General features: G+C 33.9%; 20 protein-coding genes and 2 tRNA genes. 5 read left to right on the plus strand and 17 right to left on the minus strand.

The genetic code is table 11. The features are described 5' to 3' along the window. Positions 1-94: 94 nt before the first annotated feature. Both FOD82_RS06240 and FOD82_RS06245 read left to right on the plus strand, forming a co-directional pair. Entirely contained in the window at positions 95-1567 is a 1473-nt protein-coding gene (locus FOD82_RS06240) for an MDR family MFS transporter (protein WP_144355617.1), read from the plus strand. Beyond that, the gene (locus FOD82_RS06245) at positions 1567-2148 is read left to right on the plus strand and encodes a DUF4811 domain-containing protein (protein ID WP_144355618.1); all 582 of its coding nucleotides are present in this window, start codon (positions 1567-1569) and stop codon (positions 2146-2148) included. Before FOD82_RS06240 ends, FOD82_RS06245 begins: the two co-directional genes overlap by 1 nt. A gap of 18 nt (positions 2149-2166) precedes the next feature. Here the strand turns inward: FOD82_RS06245 and FOD82_RS06250 are convergent, their stop codons facing one another. From FOD82_RS06250 to FOD82_RS06300, 12 genes are all read right to left on the minus strand, one after another. Beyond that, positions 2167-2427, minus strand: a complete 261-nt coding sequence (locus FOD82_RS06250) for a hypothetical protein (protein ID WP_144355619.1) — start codon at positions 2425-2427, stop codon at positions 2167-2169. 109 nt (positions 2428-2536) lie between these two features. Beyond that, positions 2537-2609, minus strand: a tRNA-Val gene (locus FOD82_RS06255). A 5-nt stretch (positions 2610-2614) separates the two neighbouring features. After that, positions 2615-2686 (minus strand) — tRNA-Glu (locus tag FOD82_RS06260). A gap of 155 nt (positions 2687-2841) precedes the next feature. After that, a complete protein-coding gene (locus FOD82_RS06265; protein ID WP_144355620.1) occupies positions 2842-3327 on the minus strand; it encodes a PTS glucose transporter subunit IIA in 486 nt (161 codons plus the stop codon). Positions 3328-3344: 17 nt separating this feature from the next. Beyond that, positions 3345-3848, minus strand: a complete 504-nt coding sequence (locus tag FOD82_RS06270) for a hypothetical protein (RefSeq protein ID WP_144355621.1) — start codon at positions 3846-3848, stop codon at positions 3345-3347. Between the two features lie 2 nt (positions 3849-3850). Next, entirely contained in the window at positions 3851-4642 is a 792-nt protein-coding gene (locus FOD82_RS06275) for a MurR/RpiR family transcriptional regulator (protein WP_144355622.1), read from the minus strand. Positions 4643-4697: 55 nt separating this feature from the next. After that, complete coding sequence (locus FOD82_RS06280; protein ID WP_144355623.1) at positions 4698-6563, minus strand: alpha-glucoside-specific PTS transporter subunit IIBC; 1866 nt, start codon at positions 6561-6563, stop codon at positions 4698-4700. A gap of 28 nt (positions 6564-6591) precedes the next feature. Continuing rightward, on the minus strand, positions 6592-7932 hold the full coding sequence (locus FOD82_RS06285) for a 6-phospho-alpha-glucosidase (RefSeq protein WP_144355624.1): 1341 nt from the start codon (positions 7930-7932) through the stop codon (positions 6592-6594). A 343-nt stretch (positions 7933-8275) separates the two neighbouring features. Further along, on the minus strand, positions 8276-9472 hold the full coding sequence (locus FOD82_RS06290; protein WP_144355625.1) for an ATP-binding protein: 1197 nt from the start codon (positions 9470-9472) through the stop codon (positions 8276-8278). A gap of 210 nt (positions 9473-9682) precedes the next feature. Beyond that, the gene (locus tag FOD82_RS09785; RefSeq protein WP_186277719.1) at positions 9683-9835 is read right to left on the minus strand and encodes a hypothetical protein; all 153 of its coding nucleotides are present in this window, start codon (positions 9833-9835) and stop codon (positions 9683-9685) included. Between the two features lie 39 nt (positions 9836-9874). After that, positions 9875-10063 (minus strand): hypothetical protein, encoded by a 189-nt coding sequence (locus FOD82_RS06295; protein WP_144355626.1) that lies wholly within the window; start codon positions 10061-10063, stop codon positions 9875-9877. A gap of 152 nt (positions 10064-10215) precedes the next feature. Further along, positions 10216-12615: a phosphoketolase family protein gene (locus tag FOD82_RS06300; protein ID WP_144355627.1), complete on the minus strand. Its 2400-nt coding sequence runs from the start codon at positions 12613-12615 to the stop codon at positions 10216-10218. Between the two features lie 306 nt (positions 12616-12921). Between FOD82_RS06300 and FOD82_RS06305 the strand changes: the two genes are divergently transcribed. Both FOD82_RS06305 and FOD82_RS06310 read left to right on the plus strand, forming a co-directional pair. Further along, entirely contained in the window at positions 12922-13680 is a 759-nt protein-coding gene (locus FOD82_RS06305; RefSeq protein ID WP_144355628.1) for a DeoR/GlpR family DNA-binding transcription regulator, read from the plus strand. A 12-nt stretch (positions 13681-13692) separates the two neighbouring features. After that, a complete protein-coding gene (locus tag FOD82_RS06310) occupies positions 13693-14055 on the plus strand; it encodes a bacteriocin immunity protein (RefSeq protein ID WP_144355629.1) in 363 nt (120 codons plus the stop codon). Positions 14056-14121: 66 nt separating this feature from the next. Here FOD82_RS06310 and FOD82_RS06315 read toward each other — a convergent pair whose 3' ends face one another. From FOD82_RS06315 to FOD82_RS06335, 5 genes are all read right to left on the minus strand, one after another. After that, on the minus strand, positions 14122-14847 hold the full coding sequence (locus FOD82_RS06315; RefSeq protein WP_144355630.1) for a GntR family transcriptional regulator: 726 nt from the start codon (positions 14845-14847) through the stop codon (positions 14122-14124). Next, a complete protein-coding gene (locus FOD82_RS06320; protein ID WP_144355631.1) occupies positions 14847-15770 on the minus strand; it encodes a nucleoside hydrolase in 924 nt (307 codons plus the stop codon). Before FOD82_RS06320 ends, FOD82_RS06315 begins: the two co-directional genes overlap by 1 nt. Positions 15771-15857: 87 nt before the next feature. Then, the gene (gene rpiA, locus FOD82_RS06325) at positions 15858-16553 is read right to left on the minus strand and encodes a ribose-5-phosphate isomerase RpiA (protein ID WP_144355632.1); all 696 of its coding nucleotides are present in this window, start codon (positions 16551-16553) and stop codon (positions 15858-15860) included. Positions 16554-16556: 3 nt separating this feature from the next. Continuing rightward, positions 16557-17477, minus strand: coding sequence for a ribokinase (gene rbsK, locus FOD82_RS06330; RefSeq protein ID WP_144355633.1), 921 nt, complete (start codon positions 17475-17477; stop codon positions 16557-16559). A gap of 90 nt (positions 17478-17567) precedes the next feature. Further along, positions 17568-18374 carry a DUF4931 domain-containing protein gene (locus FOD82_RS06335; protein WP_144355634.1) on the minus strand — a complete coding sequence of 269 codons (807 nt, stop codon included), beginning with the start codon at positions 18372-18374 and terminating at the stop codon, positions 17568-17570. A gap of 172 nt (positions 18375-18546) precedes the next feature. Between FOD82_RS06335 and FOD82_RS06340 the strand changes: the two genes are divergently transcribed. After that, the gene (locus tag FOD82_RS06340) at positions 18547-19842 is read left to right on the plus strand and encodes an extracellular solute-binding protein (protein WP_144355635.1); all 1296 of its coding nucleotides are present in this window, start codon (positions 18547-18549) and stop codon (positions 19840-19842) included. Positions 19843-19868 lie beyond the last annotated feature (26 nt).

The following is a 19868-nucleotide window of genomic DNA, read 5'->3' on the forward strand; positions in this document are numbered from 1 at the left end:
ATGTATAAAAATATAACCAATTTGTAAAATTATTTGACAAACATATTTTTTTATTCTATATTTTTAATGCAAATTAAAAAGAAAGAGGGATAAAATGGATAAACAACCTGTCGATATTCACGGTAAGCAGTATAATCGTAATCTATTAGTTTTAGTTTTAATTATCGGATCATTTTGTACTGTACTAAATGGAACTTTGCTTTCAACAGCTCTTCCATCAATAATGCGTGATTTTAAAATTAGTACTGCAACTGCAGAATGGCTTTCAACTGCATTTTTGTTAGTAAATGGGGTAATGATTCCTATTTCAGCTTGGCTGATTAATCATTTCGGCTCAAGAAAGATGTATTTGACAGCTATGTCAACTTTCTTTATTGGGACTACAGTAGCTGCTATAGCACCAAACTTCAATTTTCTTTTAGCTGGTCGAATTATTCAAGGCCTTGGAGTTGGAGTTACAATGCCACTTCTTCAAACAATCATGTTAACGATTTTTCCAGCTGATAAACGTGGAGCAGCTATGGGAACTGTAGGAATCGTTATTGGATTAGCTCCTGCAATCGGTCCTACTCTTTCTGGATGGATAGTTGATAACCTTTCTTGGAGATACTTATTCATTTTGATTGCGCCGATTTCCTTTGTAGTTGTAGCTTTAGCATTTTTCTTAATTAAGGATGTACTTCCAACTAAAGAAGAAAAAATTGATGTCTTTTCAGTTGCTACTTCTACAATTGGTTTTGGTTCTCTTCTTTATGGCTTTTCAGAAGCAGGTAATAAAGGATGGACTAATCCAGAAATTTTAGCATTTATCTTTATAGGGATAATTTTTGTAGTATTATTTGGAATTCGTCAAATTAAAATGGCCGATCCATTTCTTGATATTACTGTTTTTAAACATTTTGAATTTTCACTTGCTGCAATTTTAAGTGGGATTACCAATTTAGCAATGGTTGGAATTGAAATGGTCCTCCCTCTTTATATTCAAAACTTACGTGGAGAAAGTGCTTTTCATTCTGGACTTATGCTCTTGCCGGGGGCTTTAATGATTGGGATTATGTCGCCAATTACTGGTCGAATTTTTGATCGTTATGGTGCTCGTAAAATGGCAATTACTGGAATGACGTTGCTTACTCTTGGAACAGTTCCATTTATATTTTTAACTGAACAAAGTTCTTTCACAATGATTACTATCCTCTATGCTGTGAGAATGGTGGGTGTTGCCATGGTCATGATGAACGTTACAACTAGTGGGATGAACTCTCTGCCTTTAAATAAAATCTCTCATGGTACTGCTGTTAACAATACTTTTAGACAAGTTTTATCATCAATTGGTACTGCAATTTTAGTTTCAGTATTAACTACAACGACTAAAGACAATATGCCCGGCAAAACTTTGCTCCATACACTTCCTCTTGAATATAAAAATTCCGTGATTAATGCTACTCTTGATGGTTTCCATGCTTCATTTGCGATTAGTATTGGATTCGCATTGATTGCACTTGTGTTATCCTTCTTCTTAAAAAAAGGAAATCGTGCAAGAATTAGCACAGAGGAGGCTAAAAAGTAATGATAATCTTAATTTTAATTATTGCCGCGATTAGTTTTATTTACTTTAATGTGATTCCTGGCAAATTCCACACTCCACTTGCTTGGATATCTTTAATAATAACAACTCTTTCAATTGTGGGAATTGTTGCACATGACTATAATCATTATGGTATGAAAGAAAAAACAGTAACTGTTACTAAGCCTTTAGCTTCTAGTGTTAACAAACAATTACCAATCTTGCTTTACCAACCACTTGGAAATGGCACCGAAAAAGTATACCTTTATAAAAATTATGATGGCGAGAAGAAGCCTAAAGCAATTTCAACTGAAAAAATGTCTGCTAACGTAATTAAGTCTAAAAAACCTACAATGACTATCAAAACAACTACTTATGTTTATAAAAATACCTTTAGCAGCTTAATGTTTGGAATTTTTAAACATAATAATGAGCTTAAAAGTCGCCAATATACTTTTAAAGTGCCTAATTCTTGGCATGTGCTCTCAGTAAAACAAGCTAAAAACTTACAAAAAGAAATGGCTAAGAAACAAGCTCTGCTTAAAAAGCAAATGTTATTACAGAAAAAACTGCAACAAAAATAACCGTCCTAATTAAGACGGTTATTTTTGTTTATCTTTCTTTTCTTGAGCTTCTTTTGCTCGAACTTGCTTTTGAATTTCAAGGTCATTTTTCCTTAAAGCAATAAAGGCTACAATTGTTAATTCTAACCCTCCGCAGCAAACACATAGTAACCCCCAGATAATTAACCAATTAAGTGAGTTTTGATTAAAAGCTGCTCTTATAAGCCACATAATAAGACCAATTACCATCAAGACAATTCCTACAACTACAGCCGTTGTATTTGGACGATATTTTTTCATTTTTACACCTACTTCTTAAAGCGTTTACTTTAATTATAGTGCAAAATTACCAATTCAACTATTATTTAAAAAGAAAAAAACATCGACCTTAGTCGATGGTAAAAAAATATGGAGGATACAGGGCTCGAACCTGTGACCTCCTGCTTGTAAGGCAGATGCTCTCCCAGCTGAGCTAATCCTCCATTAGTGACCCGTACGGGATTTGAACCCATGTTACGGCCGTGAAAGGGCCGTGTCTTAACCACTTGACCAACGGGTCATATTCGATTTATGCTTCATATCTCAAGCACATTTATTAGTATACCGGATGTTTTAAAAAACGCAAGCATTTTTTTAAAAAAATTCAATGTAAATGTTTTCAATAAAAAAAGAAGCCTGATTTAACATCAGACTTCTAAAAAGAGGGGGAGATTCTTATTTATACTCGATAACTTGAATATCTTCACCGCGAGTTACGGTTTTTGGTTCAATTGTAGAAACTGAACTTAAGATATCCATATTTGTATAAACAACAATTACAGTATTATCATAGCCTTTATCTGTAATTGAAGCTAAATCCATTTGGGCAAGAGAGTCGCCTTTTTTGACCTTATCTCCCTTTTGGACTTTTACTTTGAAAGGTTCACCCTTCAGTTCAACAGTATCAAGGCCCAAATGAATTAAAATTTCTAATCCTTTATCAGTTGTAATTCCAATGGCATGTTTTGTAGGAAAAAGTGTAGTTATTTCACCATCAATCGGAGCAACAATTTCACCATCACTAGGTTTGATTGCATAGCCATCTCCAAGCATTTTAGTAGAAAAAACATCATCTTTTACATCTGTTATAGGCATCGAATTTCCATTAACAGCTGCTGCTATTTCAACACCTTTATTCTTTTTCTTGAAAAAGTTAAACATATTTTGCCTTCTTTACCTTATTTTCTTAAACTAGCCATCAATAACATTACAAAACACATTACAAAAATTACTAGCATTACAATAGATGAAATTTTGATAATTTTATCAGTTTTTGTTATTTCTTGACCATTTATTTCTTTTGCTTGATAAATTCCAGCAATAGCTAAAACCCCACAAACAAAATTTCCAACCAACATCTGACTAATTGCCTGAATAATCATAAAGTTTTTATAGAGAGTTTTTCTTAATAGAACTTTATCTTTATTAATCCACAGATAGTATCCAAGTAGAAAATCACAAAAAGCAACAATTACTGAAATGCTTACAAAAGGTGATTTAAGCAGATCTGCAAAACTAACCTTAGTTAATAAGCTTTGCAATTCAATCAAGGCTGCAAATGCAAGCGGAATAAAGAACAGAATATACGTATACAGATGTAATATTCTTGTTGCAGTGAGATTGGCATTTTTTAAAAAGCTATTTATTAAATTTGTCAATCTAACTTTACTAACGCTCCACATATTTATTCACCTTCTTCGTAATTTTTCTTCCAAGTGAAATACTCACTAATAAATAAATCAATTAAGTAATACGCTGGAGTAAAGGCTACTTTACCATCTGTATACTCGGAATCCTTGCTAAAAACAATTGTCGGATAATAAAAATTATATTCTGCTAGCAGTGCTAATTTATTTTGTTTTAAGTTAGTAAATGAAACATATTTAAATTTATCGTTTGTCAACTCAAGTTTAACTAATTCATTATTGATTAATGCGTTATCACCGCTATAAGAAATGATAAAGAGTAAATCTCCATTTTTGGCATATCTGCTAATAGTTCGCAACTCATCAATTGCCGATGGTAAAACCGTTGTATGTTGTCCTATCATGAATAATTCGTGAGACAAATACTGAGCAATAAGTTCTTGTTGCCAGCCAGTTGAATAGATATAAATATTATTTGCTTTAGAAATATCTTGGAACAACTTATTCAAATCAAGACTTTTAAAATATTTTTGTACTTCGTTGATTCCTGAAGCTAATTCCTCAGGAAAATTATTTTTAGCTGTGATATTTCGTTCTTCTTGGCGAGCTAATTCTTCTAAATTAAATTTCAACTCGCTATAGCCACTCAAGCCTAATTTCTTACATAGGCGAAAAATTGCGGATTCCGAAACATATAACTTCTTAGAAAGCTTGGACAAACTCAAACTGCTACACAGTTTAGGATTATTCAGGACAAATTGAACGATTTGCTTTTCAGAATCATTCAATTTATTTCCATTTTTATAAACCATCGTCTTCAAATTTGCCATAATTGTGTCCTTTATTAAAATATTTATACTTTAATATTAACACAATTTTCTCTTTCTATAAAAGCGATTTCATTTCATCAAGAACTTGATCTGCGTCCAGTCCTACAACAATATTAACTTCGTTTCCTTTTCTTTGAACTTCTTTTGCATCAAACTTCTTAAATTCATTATCTGGAGCTACTTTCTTAGGATCAACTACAGTAGCACGAATTCTTGTAGAACAACTAATTACTTTTTCAATATTAGAACTTCCACCTAAAAGATCAATATAACCCGTTGCACGTTCAACATATGGATTATCTTGTTCAGTTTTTACATTGCTATTACCTGCTTGCTCCATCAAAGTTTGCATATGTTCCAAAACTTGTGGCACATCAAGTCCTACAATAACTTGGATAGCTTTTCCATGGTGAACAACATTAACTGCTTTATTAGCTTTAAATTCTGCATCGGATCCCATCTTACTTGGATCTTTTACCGTTACACGAAGACGAGTAGCACATGAACTTAGTTCTTCAATATTGTTAGGACCACCTAAAAGTTCAAGATAGGCTTTTGCACGAGCTGTATATGGATCACTTTCGCCAGCTTTTTCTGCAGCTTTCTTTTCTTTATATTCTTTCTTATTCAAAAGATGAACATCTTGGTCATCTGCTTCACGACCAGGGGTGACATAATTGAACTTTTCAATCATGATTTTGAAAATAAAGAATGTAATTACTGCAAAGATAAGACCAACAATAAATTCCATTAAATATACATGCCAGTGGTTTTGCCATAAAGGAATCCAGTTTTGAGCAGCAATCCCAATCGCACCGTCAGTAATATTGCCACGAAGGCCAAAGCACCACATAATAGTATTCATAGTAGCTGCTAAAATCGAATATATAATCCAAAGTACGGGTGCCGCAAACAAATAAGTAAAGTCAACAGGTTCAGTAATCCCAGCTAAAAATGATGTAAGACCAGCTGGAATAAGGAGTGCTGAAGTTTGCTTCTTTTTATTGACTTTTGCAGTTGCATAAAAGGCAAAACAGATAGCTGGTACTAAGAAAATCTTTTCATTACCATAAATCTGAAAACCTTCAAATGGAGCCAATTGACTTAATGGGCGAGTTGAAGCCGCATATTCTGATAAGTGCTTTAACCAATATGGTTGAAGTCCGCCAGCTACAACAGCAGGACCAAACTGGAATGGAATATATACTAAGTGGTGGAGTCCAGTTGGAATAAGTACACGATTTAAGAATGTATAAATCCAAATACCAACTAAACCACTGTTAACAATAAAGTGTTGCATACCAGTAATACCTAATTGTAATTTAGGCCAGCCCCAACAAGTGATAATTGCTAAAGGAATCATAGCAAAGAAACTTAGGAAATATACATAAGTTGATCCTTGGAAAGTTCCAAGCCAATCTGGTAATTTTTTATCAAAATAACGATTATGAAGCCAAATTACAATCCCAGCAATAATCAATGAACCAATAATTGAAGTATCAAGAGTTTTAATACCTGCAATCATAGTTAAACCGCCATTAGTTGAATTGGCTGTAATTTGAATCTTATTAAAGTCCGGAACACCAAAATTTGCTCCCCAGTGGGCAAGGATTGCTCCAACAAAGTAGTTGAAAGTCAAATAGGTAATAACAGCTTCCATAGCTGCCCTACCACGAGACTTATTTGCAAGTCCAATTGGTAAACCTACCGCAAACAATATTCCTTCTTGATTAAAAACAGTCCAGCCCCCAGCTGAAATAACATCCCAAACAGAATTCCAAGTAGTCCCTGGATTAGCAAGTGACCCAAAAATAGTTGGATTATTAAATAAACTCCCAAGAGCTACCACGATACCTGCAAATGAGAACAGCATAACCGGAACAAACATCGCTGCTCCAAAACGCTGAAGTTTTTGCATCATGATAATACACCTTCTAACTAATTGATCGTTACTTTAAATCTGGCCAGTAAGGCTTATTAACAACCATCATGTCATCTAAGATTTGCTTAGCAACTAATGCATCAGGAACAGTCTTATTAAGTGCAAATGCTTGCCACATCTTATTATATGAATGTTCTACAAAGGCATCTACGACGAGCTTTTCACAAGTTTGTTGTTCCATCATCAATCCTCTTTGGAATCTTCCAGCCCTTCCTGTAGCCATTGGCTGAATTCCATCTGCTCCGTAAAGGCAAGGCACTTCTACAATTGAATCTGGATCCATATTAGAAATGGCACCATTATTTGGACAATTTGCTAAAAACTTTTCATGAGTGTTATAAGCAATAGCGTGACAAATATCAACGATATATTCTGAGTGAAGACCTGAAATATCCCAAATATTATCCTTAGCGGTTCCAGCTTCTACAATACGTTTACATTCACCAAAGACAATCTTTTGTCGATGTTCTAAAATTTCATCAGTACGAGTATGCTTTGGATCGGCATTTTCTACTTCATATTTTGGATAGTAGTAATATTGCATATAAGTATTTGGCAATGTTTCTGGTTCAAGTTTGTAGCAATCTGCAGCTTTTTTGAAAGTTGCTTCCCAGCTTGGCTCAGTGTCTTTATCATAGTCGCCACCAACCCAGTAGCCGTTTTCATTTACATAACCTTTAAGTTTTGGCATTAAGTTTTCACCAGTCTTCTTGTTAGTAACTGACTTCCACCAACCAAAGTGGTTCAGACCATAATAAGTGAAATCTAAGTCATGGAAACTATCAAGACCACAAATTTTTGCCATTCTGTTCATAATATCAATTGGCATATCACAAATATTAATAACTTTTGCGTGTGGACGAAGTCTACGACAAGCTTCAGCGACAATTGCAATTGTGTTTGAATAGTTAATCATCCAAGCATTTGGAGAATACTTTTCCATCCAATCAATAATTTGCAAAATTGCAGGAATTGAACGAAGACCATATGCCATTCCGCCGGGGCCTGTTGTTTCTTGACCATTGACACCATATTTTAATGGAATTTTTTCATCAAGGCTTCTCATGTGGTACTTACCAACACGAATTGATCCCATTACAAAGTCAACATCACTAAAGGCTTCTTTTGGATCTGTTGTTGCTTCAAATTTAATCTGTGGAGCTCTTTCTTTAATAATAATTTTTACAGCGTCTGCAATTTTCTTTTGACGCTCTGCATCATTGTCATAAAACTTGAGCTGTCTTAATGGGAACATATCCTGACTTTTAATAAGGTCAAGTACAAATCCCGGTGTAAATGTACTTCCACCACCAGCAATTACAACTGAAAACTTACGATTATCTGTCATTGTTTCTTCCTCCTCAATCAAGATTTTCTTTAGTTCTTACAGTTATATTTATATCATTATTTCAATTAAATGTATCCGCTTTCAGAAATGATGAAAGATTGTTTCTACTTTTTCATGTAATATTTCAACTTGTGAAATATATTTCATTTTTAGTAAATAATTAAATAAGAAGTTTGTGCAACCGTTTACACAAAAGAATATGTTTATATTAAGGCTTTACATATTGATAAATAACAAAGGATAGATTTTATAGATGAAAGCTATATTTTCCAAATAAGAAACAAATAGCTAAGTTATTTCACAAAAAAACGCTTGACACTAGGCCAAACGTCGTCAAGTATATTTAATTTTTTAATAACCAATCTATTACATATTCAACTTCAATTCCATCCACTGTTCCTTGATCTAACAAATTTAAAGTTAGAACCTTCTTTTTATAACCATCAGGTATATAGCGTAAATTATCGGTTTCACGTTTACTATTTTCTGGTAATTGTTGAGTAACCTGATAATAAACAGTTTCATCTCCTTTTCTTGCAACAAAATCAATTTCTTTACTACCATATTTACCGACATCAACCTGATAACCACGTCTAAGAAGCTCTATGTAAACAATATCTTCTAATTGATGTCCTAAACTATCACGTCCACTTTTATTAATGAAGGTATTACGTAATCCAGTATCTACTACATAGTATTTTTCGTTTGCACTCAAATATTTTCTTCCACGTAAGTCATAATTCTTTGCTGAATAAAAAACAAACGCTCTCTTAAGAAGATCCAAATAGGTATTAATTGTTGGATTAGAAACATTTATTTGATTAGATTTTAATGTAGAAACTATTTTTGACACAGAAATACTGTTACCAACTTCACCCATCAAATAGCCTACTAATCTAAGAAGTGCTGTTTCATCACGCAATCTCGATCTCAACAAAACATCATTTAAAATTACTGAATCGATAATCCCTTCTTTAATAGAAGCTTTAACTTCAGCATCGGTTGCAATTGAAACTAATGGAAAACCACCATCTTGAACATAATTTAAAAATAGCTGGTAAGCTGTATCAGATTTTCCTTGATGATAATTATAATATTCAGAAAATGATAACGGAAAAACATGCATTTCTACATATCGACCCGCTAAAAGTGTAGCCAAATCACCCGAAAGAAGTGAACTATTTGATCCAGTCACATAAATATCACAATCTAAATCAACTCTAAAAGCATTTATAGCTTCTTGCCAAGCGTTGACATGCTGAATTTCATCAAAGAACAAATATTGCTTGCCACTTCCTTTATGATCCATAACATATTGATAGAGAGAATCTGCATCTTTAATTTTGCGGAAAGCAAATGATTCAAAATTCATTTGAATAATGTTTGACGAATCAACTCCATCATCTTTCTTTAATTTATCAATAAACATTTTCATGATGTAGGTCTTACCTGACCGACGAATTCCTGTAATTATTTTTATTTGTTCATTGTTTTTGAACTTCTCTAAAAATTCCATGTATCTTGGTCTTTGAATTATCATAACTGCTCCTTTTTTAAAAACATATTTTATAATTTGCAATTTTTATTAAAATTATAAAACATATTTTATAATTTTGCATTTTTAATATTATTGAAAAATATGCTTTGTATTTTTCTATTTTAGTAAAAATTACAAAACGTATTTTATAATTTTTATGAAGCAAAAAAACGCCTGATTTTTCATCAGACGTTTTTTGTTATTAAACACTATTTAATAGTATGATGGATAACTTGATTCATTGTTATCTAATAAGTATTTGAAGTAATCTGGTAATCTATACGCAGCATTATTACCTAATTGAGCAACGGTAAGCGTTTTAGCTGGAGTACCTTGAGGTCCAGTTCCCCAAGATGGGTATAGCATACTTCCATAGCCAACGTTTTCAATTTTTTATGGTAACTCTCACTCCTTATTTTCAAATTTTACTGTTAGGGCATAGCCTAACGCTAATGCAATTACTATCAAAATCGCATCTATAAGTAAAGACCAGCCCCCATCATAGCCATATAACTGAGAAATGTAACTATACATTTTTAACATAAACAATTCATTAATAATAAATTGTATCCACCAGATTATTTTATCTTTCATTTATCCATCTTCTCCCTCTGTATCTACACTTTTATTATAGTTTTTATATTCCATCTCATCAAAAGAACGCGCTTATTAATAACAATATATTCCAATACACAAAAAACGCCTGATTTTTCATCAGACGTTTTTTCTTATAACTATATTCTATCTTAATCTAAGCCTTCCCATTCCCATTCAGTAACTTCTGGCATATCCTTACCATTATCACGAATGTATTGGTGGTGCTTAGCAAGCATCTTATCCATTTCAGCAATAAAGTCAGCATTCTTGCCGCGCAATTCTGGAATTGATTCAACTGCATCCTTTGCTAAGTCATAACGATCCAAGTGGTTCAAGACACGCATGTCAAATGGAGTAGTAATGTCACCATTTTCTTCATAGCAGTGAATTGAAACATTGTAACGCTTGCGAGCAAACCAAATACTTTCCATCATTGACTTGTATCCGTGCCATGCGAAGATAATTGGCACATCAGTTGGGAATAATCTGTCAAATTCTTCTTGACTAATTGCATTCTTATTATCCTTTGGAGCCATAAGCTTCATAACATCAACAACATTGATGTAACGAATCTTAAGGTCAGGGAATTTCTTGTGCAAAATGTCGATTGCTGCCAAAGTTTCAAGAGTTGGTTCAGTTTCAGTTGAAGCAAAGACAACATCAGGCTTTGCACCTTTATCAGTTGAAGCCCAGTCGATGTAACCAAGACCCTTATCAACTAATTCAGTAGCTTCATCAATTGAGAACCATTGTGGACGTTCTTGCTTAGAAGTTACTAAAACATTAATACATTCACGGTCTTGGAAAGCCTTGTTTGATACAGCAAGCAAAGTATTAGTATCACTTGGTAAGTATTCATGAACTAAGTCTGGACGATTCTTTTCATAAAGGTGAGTCAAAATACCCGGATCTTGGTGAGTATATCCATTGTGGTCTTGTTGGAATACTGTAGAAGTTGCCACAAAGTTAAGAGATGGATAATCATGTCTCCAGTATTGTTCCTTAGCTTTTCTAAGCCACTTCATATGTTGAGTAAGCATTGAGTCAACTACACGACCAAATGCTTCATAAGTTGCAAAGAATCCATGGCGACCAGTCAATACATAACCTTCAAGGAAACCTTCATCTTGGTGTTCTGATAATTGTGAGTCAATTACACGACCTTCTGGTGCCAAGTTTTCATCATTTGGTTCATGAACATCAAGTTCCCATTGACGCTTTTTATTATCAAGAAGTTGGAACAAGCGGTTTGATTTTGATTCATCCGGACCAAAACCACGGAAAGTTTCAGGGTTCAAAGTTGCTACATCATCTAAATACTTAGCCCATTCAACCATATCTTGAGCAGTCTTTTCACCTGGCTTATTAATTTCTAAAGCATAGTTGCGGTAATCTGGCAAGTTGAGGCGCTTAGGATCAATACCACCATTGGTAATTGGGTTCATTGCCATACGCTTATCGCCCTTAGCAGTGTTTTGAGTAACAATATCCTTAGGTGAACCATCTTCATTAAATAATTCTTCTGGTTTATAACTTTCAAGCCAATCTACTAAGAGGTCTTTGTGTTCCATATCACTTTGAGCAACAGGAATTGGAATTTGGTGAGCACGGAAACTGTTTTCAATAGGATTGCCATCAAGGTCTTCTTTTGGACCAGTCCAACCTTTAGGACATTGGAAAATAATAAGTGGCCAATGTGGTAAAGTAGCATCATTATTTTCACGAGCATGCTTTTGGATGGCCTTGATTTCTTCAATTACCTTATCCATTGTCTTGGCCATTTCTTCGTGAACTTCTTCAATTGACTTTTCACCATCGAAACGTCCACCTTTAAAGACAGAAACAAAGTGTGGATCCCAACCCATACCACGGAAGTATTCAGTTAACTCTTCATCTGACATTCTTGAAACAATAGTTGGATTAGAAATCTTAAAACCATTGATTTGTAAAATTGGCAAAACCGCACCATCAGTAATTGGATTAATGAACTTATTACTAAACCAGCTAGCTGCAAGTGGACCAGTTTCTGCTTCACCATCACCAATTTCTACAGCAGCAATTACATCAGGATTATCTAAAATTGCACCTGTACCATGTGATAATGCATAACCAAGTTCACCACCTTCATGAAGTGAGCCTGGAGTTTCAGGAGCAGCGTGTGAAGCAACACCACCTGGAAAACTGAATCTCTTGAAAAGCTTAGTCATCCCTGCTACATCTTGGGTAATTTCTGGATAACGTTCAGTATATGAACCATCAAGATATGAATTAGAAACCATAACTTGACCACCGTGACCTGAACCTTCGATATAGAACATATTCAGGTCATACTTCTTAAGAACACGGTTTAAGTGAGCATAAATAAAGTTTTGTGGAGCAATTGTACCCCAGTGACCAATTGGCTTTGGCTTAACATCTTCAGCTAAAAGCGGAGTTCTTAAAAGTGGATTCTTCATTAAAAATAATTGTCCAACTGACAAGTAGTTAGCTGCACGCCAGTAAGCGTCGACACTCTTTAAGTAGTCTTTTGAATCGTAATCAACCGCCATGATAATTTCTCCTTTTGGGTTAATACTAAATAAGATTTTAGTAGTTTATTTGCTTTTTTCTTACACTTTAATAATACCACCTTTTTACGAAAGTTCAACTATTTAAAAAATTGGTACCACCCAATTTTTAACAAGTATCAAAAATAAATACTGATTCATAAAAGCTTGCTATAAAGCTATTCTTGTCAAAGCATCTAAGTATTTCTATAATTAAATACATAATAATACTGATAAATAATTGCAAAACACTTACTAAACACAGACTAAATCTTTGCAAAATGTTAACTTATTGATGGAGGGAAAAAGATGTCACAAGAGAAGCGTTTAATTGAAATCAAAAAATTATTGAAAGAATATGATCAACTATCAACTCGAAAACTTGCCAAGCATTTTGGTGTTTCTTTTGATACAGCTCGCCGTGATGTAATCCATTTAACTTCTACAGGTCAAGCGCTCCGGATTCATGGCGGTTTGATGGCTATTAATCACGGAGATGTGCCTGATTTTTTAGCAAGAACTCAAATTCAATCTCCAATTAAAGCAAAAATGGCAAAAGTGGCAGCTCGCTTCGTGCATCCTGGACAACTTGACTTTATTGGCCCTTCCACTACTCTTCGCCATCTTTGTACTTTTATTACTGGGAAAAATCTTGAAATAGTTACCAATTCTGTTGATAATGCCTTAGCTTTAATGGCTGCACCACTACCTGCTGTATCAATACTTGGAGGTACCATTCAAAAGAAAGATCGCCTTATCTACTCTATGAACTCACTTTCTGAATTAAATAAGTTGCATTTTGATACAGCTTTTATTGGAACATCAAAAGTGCGCGAAGATGGTGTTTACACTTCAACTCAAGTAGATGCGCAAATGATTTCAGCGGCAGCTTCTCGAGCTAAGCAAATTGTATTAGTTGCTGAACAATATAAGTTCACTAATGCAAATTCTTCTCCCTTTATGTCATTACCTTTAGATAAAGTTAACGTATTAATTACTGATGTAGCTTTACCTAAAGAAATTGCAGATAATTTCAGTCCCAAAACCCAAATTATCTCTGTAACTTAAGGAGGTAAAATCATGATTAGTTTGTTCAGTCGTCCTCAGCAAAAGCAAGAAGATAATAAGATTTATACATTATTAAATGAGTTTTATAACAGTTTTTCCAAAAATAATACTTTTAATGAAATGAATATCGAAAAATATCGTAATGTGCGCGATGCTGCAGGACTAGTAATGCGTAAGTTTGAAAAACACGATCATCCTTTAGCATATACTAATAAATTGGTAATGTATATTGATGCACAAGTAGCTTTGAAAAATCTGCATTTGACTCACGAACAACGAAAAATTATGCAAGTATTGCGTGAGGATACTAAATATACTAACTTGTGCTATGTTTATACTAGTCCTATAAATAACAGCGACCAATTTGAAGTATAATTTCTTACTTTAACTCAAAAAATGAATCCATGAAAAAAGGCAAATCACTAAGTGATTTGCCTTTTTTCATCTATTTAAATTTACAAAAGTGTTAAATCTCATATAGTGATAATGAACTCTCATATTTGATACTTCAAACGGAGTTCCATCATCCAAAAAGAAAATTCCATCCATTACTCCTACCGGCTCAGTAGGTGTTAATTTCATTTCTTTTTGATCTTCGCTATTCGATGGTTCAACTGTAATATTTAAGAATGCCTTGGTAACTGTTTTATTTTGTTCATCTTCTAAGTAATTAAAAAGCGAACTTTGCAAAATTTCTGGTTTTAGCTCTGGCATAATTTTAATTGGTAAATAGCCGGTTTCTATTAAAAATGGCTGATTATCTAATAAACGTAATCTTTTAAACTCATAGACAAAATCCTGCTCATTTAAAAACAAATCCTGAGCAATTTCTGAAGTTGCCTTAACTACATGAAAGTTAAGTAATTTAATAGTTTGCTTTTTACCAGGCCATTTGAAACTATCAGTCAAACCCAAGTTTGAACCTTCATAACGAAAAAGAGCCTGATTTTTTAAATATAAAGGATTAATGAAAGTACCGCTACCACGCTTTTTAAAAACAATCCCCTCTTCAGCAAGCACTCCTAAAGCACGCTTCATTGAAGAACGACTAACTTGATAATGTTCTGCCAGACTGCGCTCATCTGGTAAACGCATCCCCTCATAATTTCCCTTTAAAATATTTTGCTTAATATCGCGCATTACACTGCGATAAACAAAGTCCGTCATTATTTTTGTCCTTGCTCAGCAAGCTCTACACTGTCAATAAACCAACCAGCAAACTTATCAACATCTACATCGGTCGCAATTAAAGCATTGGTTTCTTCATTCAAGAAGTCCATACTTGTTGCACCATAAGTAAAGCGACCAGTAAGTTCAATATCTACACGAGCTTTTTTCATAGTGAAAAATTCAGGATGAAGCATAATACCTACAGCTGTTGGATCAAAAATCTTAATTCGAGTATCACCATCTGGTTCATGAATATTAGAAAACATTGAATAGAGCATGTCGCCAACTTTCCCATGTTTCTTAATTTCTGCCATTTGTTTTTGAGTAACATGAGCTTTGTTCCCAATTTCAAGAGGTGCTACTTTTACTAAAACTCCACTATTAAAGACAACACTTGCAGCTTCTGGATCGCCTGCAATATTGTATTCTGCTAAAGGACTATGGTTGCCTCGCCCAATATTTCCACCCATAATAACAAACTCTTCGATATTTTTAACAACATCAGGATATTGCTTTAATAAAAGTGCATAATCAGTTAAAGGACCAATTCCCATTAAAGTAACTTTTTCAGGGCTACTCATAATTTCTTCATACATTAATGTTGCAGCAAGCCCAGACTTTACTAATGAATTATCAGCTTCTGGCAATTCAAAACCGGCAATTCCAGTTTTCCCATGGACACTAGCAGCACTGATAGCTGGAGCCACTAATGGTTGATTTGCACCTACAACTACAGGCACAGTAGTACCTAAAAACTTTTCTAAATTAAGTGTATTTTGCAAAGTATACTTAAGTGGCACATTGCCCCAAGTTGGTACAATCATTTTCACATCAAGTTCTTTACTAAATAAACTGATCGTCATCGCTGCAACATCGTCAATGCCTGGATCAGTACTAATAATCAATGGCTTTTTAGTCATTATAAAATTCCTTTCTTGTAACTATTGTTACTTTAATTCTACCAATTGTGGGCAAAACAAAAATATTTTTTTATTATTTTTATAAGTTTATCTTACCTTTTCTTCAATTGTTCCATCACTATGTGCAATAATTACTTCATCGCACATATCAAGAAATAATCCATGTTCTACAACTCCTACAGTGTGATCTAAGTAGTCAGCCAAGCCATGTGGAGCAGGTACTGGGTCTGCTGCTAAATCAATAATGTAATTGCCATAGTGAGTTATATAACGCTTGCCTTCATCAGTCATACGCCATCTAGGCTTAAGCCCTTCTTCTTGAAACTTGCGGAAGTTTTGTTCACATGAAATGGGCAACACTTCTACTGGAAGAGCAAAACCACCTAAATGATGAACAAGTTTTGATTCATCAACGATCCAAATAATTTGCTTAGAATTTACAGCAACATTTTTTTCAAGAGTTAATGCTCCGCCACCGCCCTTGATACCATCTAATTGGTCGTCTACACGATCAGCTCCATCAACTGTTAAATCAACTTGATCAACATCACTTAATTCATCAACTTTAAAGCCTAAACTTTCAAGTTGCTTCTTACTTCTATTAGAAGTTGTAACAATATGTTTTAATTCTAAGCCTTCTTCATTTTTTCTTTTTCCTAAAGCATCAATGAAAAATGCAACTGTTGAACCCGTTCCCACTCCTAATACTGAGTTTGGTTTAACCATCATTGCAGCTTGAGTAGCTGCTTCTTTTTTTAATTCATCTTGTTTTTGCTTATCCATTTTTTAATTCTCCATTAAATCCTCTACTTCTTTTGCAGTTGGAATTGAAGGTTGAGCACCAAGACGTTGAACTGCAATAGAAGATGCACGACTTGCAATAAGAACTGCTTCTTCAATATTAGAAAGATCCTTATTTAAGTTTCCAGCTAAAAAGCCAATAAAAGTATCTCCAGCACCAGTTGTATCAGTAGCATTCACTTTAAAAGCAGGAACAAGCTTTTCTACATTTCCAGCAGAAATATATGAGCCTTTATCTCCATAAGTAATAACGACATTTTCTACACCTAGTTCATGCAATTTTTGAGCATTTTGTGCTAAATCTTCTTCCTTATTGATAACTATGCCAGTAATCACAGCAGCTTCTGTTTCGTTTGGTGCAATTAAATCAGTATATTTTAATAATTCTGCTGGAATCTCCTTAATAGCAGGAGCCGGATTCAAAATTGTGACTGCGTTTTTCTTTTTAGCCATCTTAAAAGCTTCTATAGTTGCTTCAATTGGAGTTTCAAATTGAGCAATCACACAGTCAACTTCATCAATCAAATCGCTTGCAGCATCAATATCGGATGCACTTAATTGATAATTTGCACCATGATCGATAATAATATCATTTTGACCATTTTCATTTAAAGTAATGTAAGCATGGCCGGTTTTTTGCTCTTGAGTTGTTTGTACATAATCAAGCGATACACCATAACTCTTAAGTTGAGCCATGATAAATTCACCAAAACTATCTTCACCTACACGGCTAATAAATTCAGTTTCTGCACCACTCTTTGCTGCAGCAATAGCTTGATTGGCACCTTTACCACCACCTGCTACAGTAACATCTTGAGCATTGATGGTTTCACCTGGTTTAGGAAAGTCTTTTACATGTAATGTTGTATCAACATTACTGGATCCAATAACTACAATTTTTTTCATTAATAAATTCCTTCTTTAATGCGCATTTTTGTCACTTTTATTATAACAAAAAGGTGGCAAACCAGTCTGCCACCAAGAAAAAAATATAAGTTAATTAAGACTTATTCCACCTGTCACAAAACCTTTAAGGCGTGCTGCCTCCCATTTTAAGGTATCAGAATCATCTACTTGAGAAATTTTGTAACCTACAAAATATGGAGACGCATAAAAACGAGGAATAATCTTGCAGCAAGTTCCTTGTCCATTATTCATTGGATAGAAAAATAAGTTATAAGAATCCACACCATGTGATAAGACTGATCTTACATATTGAGTACCTTTTTGAATTAAATCTGCCCAAGTATTCAGGTCTTGATTATGATAAGTGATAATATTGACTTCTTGATAGCCTTGAACTGGATGAGAAGATAAATTCATTTCCACATCGCCACTTTTTCCAACTTCAAAACCTTTAAAATTGTCTTCACCTACATCTTGATAGCCGTCCTTTTTGTCTAAGCCAACAATCTGCATATGAGGGTGAGTTAATGAACCATCAGATTTGGGACCAAAATTTTTATACCATAAAACACTTTTATATTTTTTAGAATTTAGCATCTCATGAAAACATTTAAGGGCAAATTTCATTAATTTTTGGTTTTCTTCTCTAGTATAAGTTGAAATATCGCCTTGATGATCACTTGATTCAATTAAAATTGTTTGATCAGTATCTTGTAATGTTGGATATTTATTTTTAAGCCAAATACGATCCTCATCTTTTTCAAAAATATTCTCTAAATGAGCTACATCGCAAAATGGACAGCCGGCATTTTGATTACCTTGCCGATTACCATAATCATAATCATAAGGTTTACGTTTACCAATTGCGTATTGATATACTAATGGGTCTTTATCCATGATCTTCTCCTAAATATTATTATGTTTCTTAATCTCAATAATAATTTTCTAATTATCTTTTGTCAATCAAGAACAATATTTTAAAAAATATTTATAATTATCCGTGTTTTATGATAAAATTACGGTATAATTCAAAAAGCATTCGAGTTAGGAAAGGTTTTTAAACTCAAAAATGAAACTTAAACATAAAGTCGCTACAGCTGCCGGTGTCTTAATGGCACTTATTGCACTTAGCGCATGCTCAAATAAATCGGCTAATAATTCTAGTAGCAAGATTCCAGAAAAAATTTCTAAAAAAACTACTGTAACTTTCTGGTATTCTTTAACTGGAACTTCTCAAAATGCTCTTAAGAAACTTACAAGTGATTTTGAAAAGAAAAATCCGAATATTACTATTAAATTGCAAAGCCAGGGTGGAAATTATGCAGACCTGCAGTCAAAGTTAACTTCAAGTCTACAATCTCCTAAAGATTTGCCAACTATTACTCAAGCTTATCCTGGTTGGCTTTATAATGCAGCTAAGAATAATATGCTAACCGATTTAACACCTTATGTTAACAACAAAAATATTGGCTGGGGCTCTTATAAAAAAAGCGACATTCAATCAGGTCTCTGGGATGGTGCAAAGATCAATGGCAAACAATATGGTGTACCATTTAACAAGTCAGTTGAGGTTCTTTTCTACAATAAGACACTGCTTGATAAATATGGTGTAAAAGTACCAACAACTATGCAAGAATTGAAATCAGCTTCTGAAACCATTTATAAAAAGAGCAACCACAAAGTTCGAGGAGCTGGTTTTGATGCACTTAATAATTACTACATGCTTGCAATGAAGGAAAACGGCGTCAATTTTAATAATAAGCTTAATTTCGCTAGTTCAACTTCTAAAAAAGTCATCAATTACTATGCAGATGGCGTAAAGAACGGCTACTTCATGCAAGCTGGTACTGAAAAATACATGTCAACTCCTTTTGATAATGCTCAAGTTGCAATGTTTATTGGTTCTACTGCTAATGAAGCTTATGTCAAACAAGCTTTGAGTAAAAAATATCAATATGGGATTGCGCCTCGACCAAGTAAGTTGAATGCTCAACAAGGTACAGACATTTATATGTTTAATAAGGCATCTGCTATGCAAAAAGCTGCTGCTTTCAAGTATCTTAAGTTCCTCTCAAGTGAAAAGTCTCAACTATATTGGGCCAAGCAAACAGGTTACATGCCTGTTAACTCTAAGGTCTTAAATTCTAAGACTTATAAAGCTGATAAAAATAGTAAAGTTCCTGCAATTTTAGCTGATACAACCAAGAATCTTTACTTCTTACCAGTTACAAAAAATGCCACAACTGCATATGATCAAGTGAATGCAAACATGCAAACAATTTTAGCTCAAGCTGGTAAAAAGCAAAGCTGGAATACAGCTATTTCAACTGGGAAAACTAAGCTTGATGCGGCTTGGAAACAATAATCTTATTAAGCAAAAACTCGCCTTTT

It is taken from the genome of Lactobacillus sp. LL6, assembly GCF_007570935.1.
In the GTDB taxonomy this organism is placed as follows: domain Bacteria; phylum Bacillota; class Bacilli; order Lactobacillales; family Lactobacillaceae; genus Lactobacillus.

Bases quoted from the DNA above. Each gene is read 5' to 3' on its own strand.
- FOD82_RS06310 (WP_144355629.1), top strand. From the start codon at position 13,693: ATGATTAGTTTGTTCAGTCGTCCTCAGCAAAAGCAAGAAGATAATAAG.
- FOD82_RS06335 (WP_144355634.1), bottom strand. From the start codon at position 18,374: ATGGATAAAGACCCATTAGTATATCAATACGCAATTGGTAAACGTAAA.
- FOD82_RS06340 (WP_144355635.1), top strand. From the start codon at position 18,547: ATGAAACTTAAACATAAAGTCGCTACAGCTGCCGGTGTCTTAATGGCA.
- FOD82_RS06290 (WP_144355625.1), bottom strand. From the start codon at position 9,472: ATGATAATTCAAAGACCAAGATACATGGAATTTTTAGAGAAGTTCAAA.
- rbsK (WP_144355633.1), bottom strand. From the start codon at position 17,477: ATGAAAAAAATTGTAGTTATTGGATCCAGTAATGTTGATACAACATTA.
- FOD82_RS06250 (WP_144355619.1), bottom strand. From the start codon at position 2,427: ATGAAAAAATATCGTCCAAATACAACGGCTGTAGTTGTAGGAATTGTC.
- FOD82_RS06240 (WP_144355617.1), top strand. From the start codon at position 95: ATGGATAAACAACCTGTCGATATTCACGGTAAGCAGTATAATCGTAAT.
- FOD82_RS06275 (WP_144355622.1), bottom strand. From the start codon at position 4,642: ATGGCAAATTTGAAGACGATGGTTTATAAAAATGGAAATAAATTGAAT.
- FOD82_RS06245 (WP_144355618.1), top strand. From the start codon at position 1,567: ATGATAATCTTAATTTTAATTATTGCCGCGATTAGTTTTATTTACTTT.
- rpiA (WP_144355632.1), bottom strand. From the start codon at position 16,553: ATGGATAAGCAAAAACAAGATGAATTAAAAAAAGAAGCAGCTACTCAA.
- FOD82_RS06265 (WP_144355620.1), bottom strand. From the start codon at position 3,327: ATGTTTAACTTTTTCAAGAAAAAGAATAAAGGTGTTGAAATAGCAGCA.
- FOD82_RS09785 (WP_186277719.1), bottom strand. From the start codon at position 9,835: ATGCTATACCCATCTTGGGGAACTGGACCTCAAGGTACTCCAGCTAAA.
- FOD82_RS06295 (WP_144355626.1), bottom strand. From the start codon at position 10,063: ATGAAAGATAAAATAATCTGGTGGATACAATTTATTATTAATGAATTG.
- FOD82_RS06320 (WP_144355631.1), bottom strand. From the start codon at position 15,770: ATGACTAAAAAGCCATTGATTATTAGTACTGATCCAGGCATTGACGAT.
- FOD82_RS06280 (WP_144355623.1), bottom strand. From the start codon at position 6,563: ATGATGCAAAAACTTCAGCGTTTTGGAGCAGCGATGTTTGTTCCGGTT.
- FOD82_RS06270 (WP_144355621.1), bottom strand. From the start codon at position 3,848: ATGTGGAGCGTTAGTAAAGTTAGATTGACAAATTTAATAAATAGCTTT.
- FOD82_RS06315 (WP_144355630.1), bottom strand. From the start codon at position 14,847: ATGACGGACTTTGTTTATCGCAGTGTAATGCGCGATATTAAGCAAAAT.
- FOD82_RS06285 (WP_144355624.1), bottom strand. From the start codon at position 7,932: ATGACAGATAATCGTAAGTTTTCAGTTGTAATTGCTGGTGGTGGAAGT.
- FOD82_RS06305 (WP_144355628.1), top strand. From the start codon at position 12,922: ATGTCACAAGAGAAGCGTTTAATTGAAATCAAAAAATTATTGAAAGAA.
- FOD82_RS06300 (WP_144355627.1), bottom strand. From the start codon at position 12,615: ATGGCGGTTGATTACGATTCAAAAGACTACTTAAAGAGTGTCGACGCT.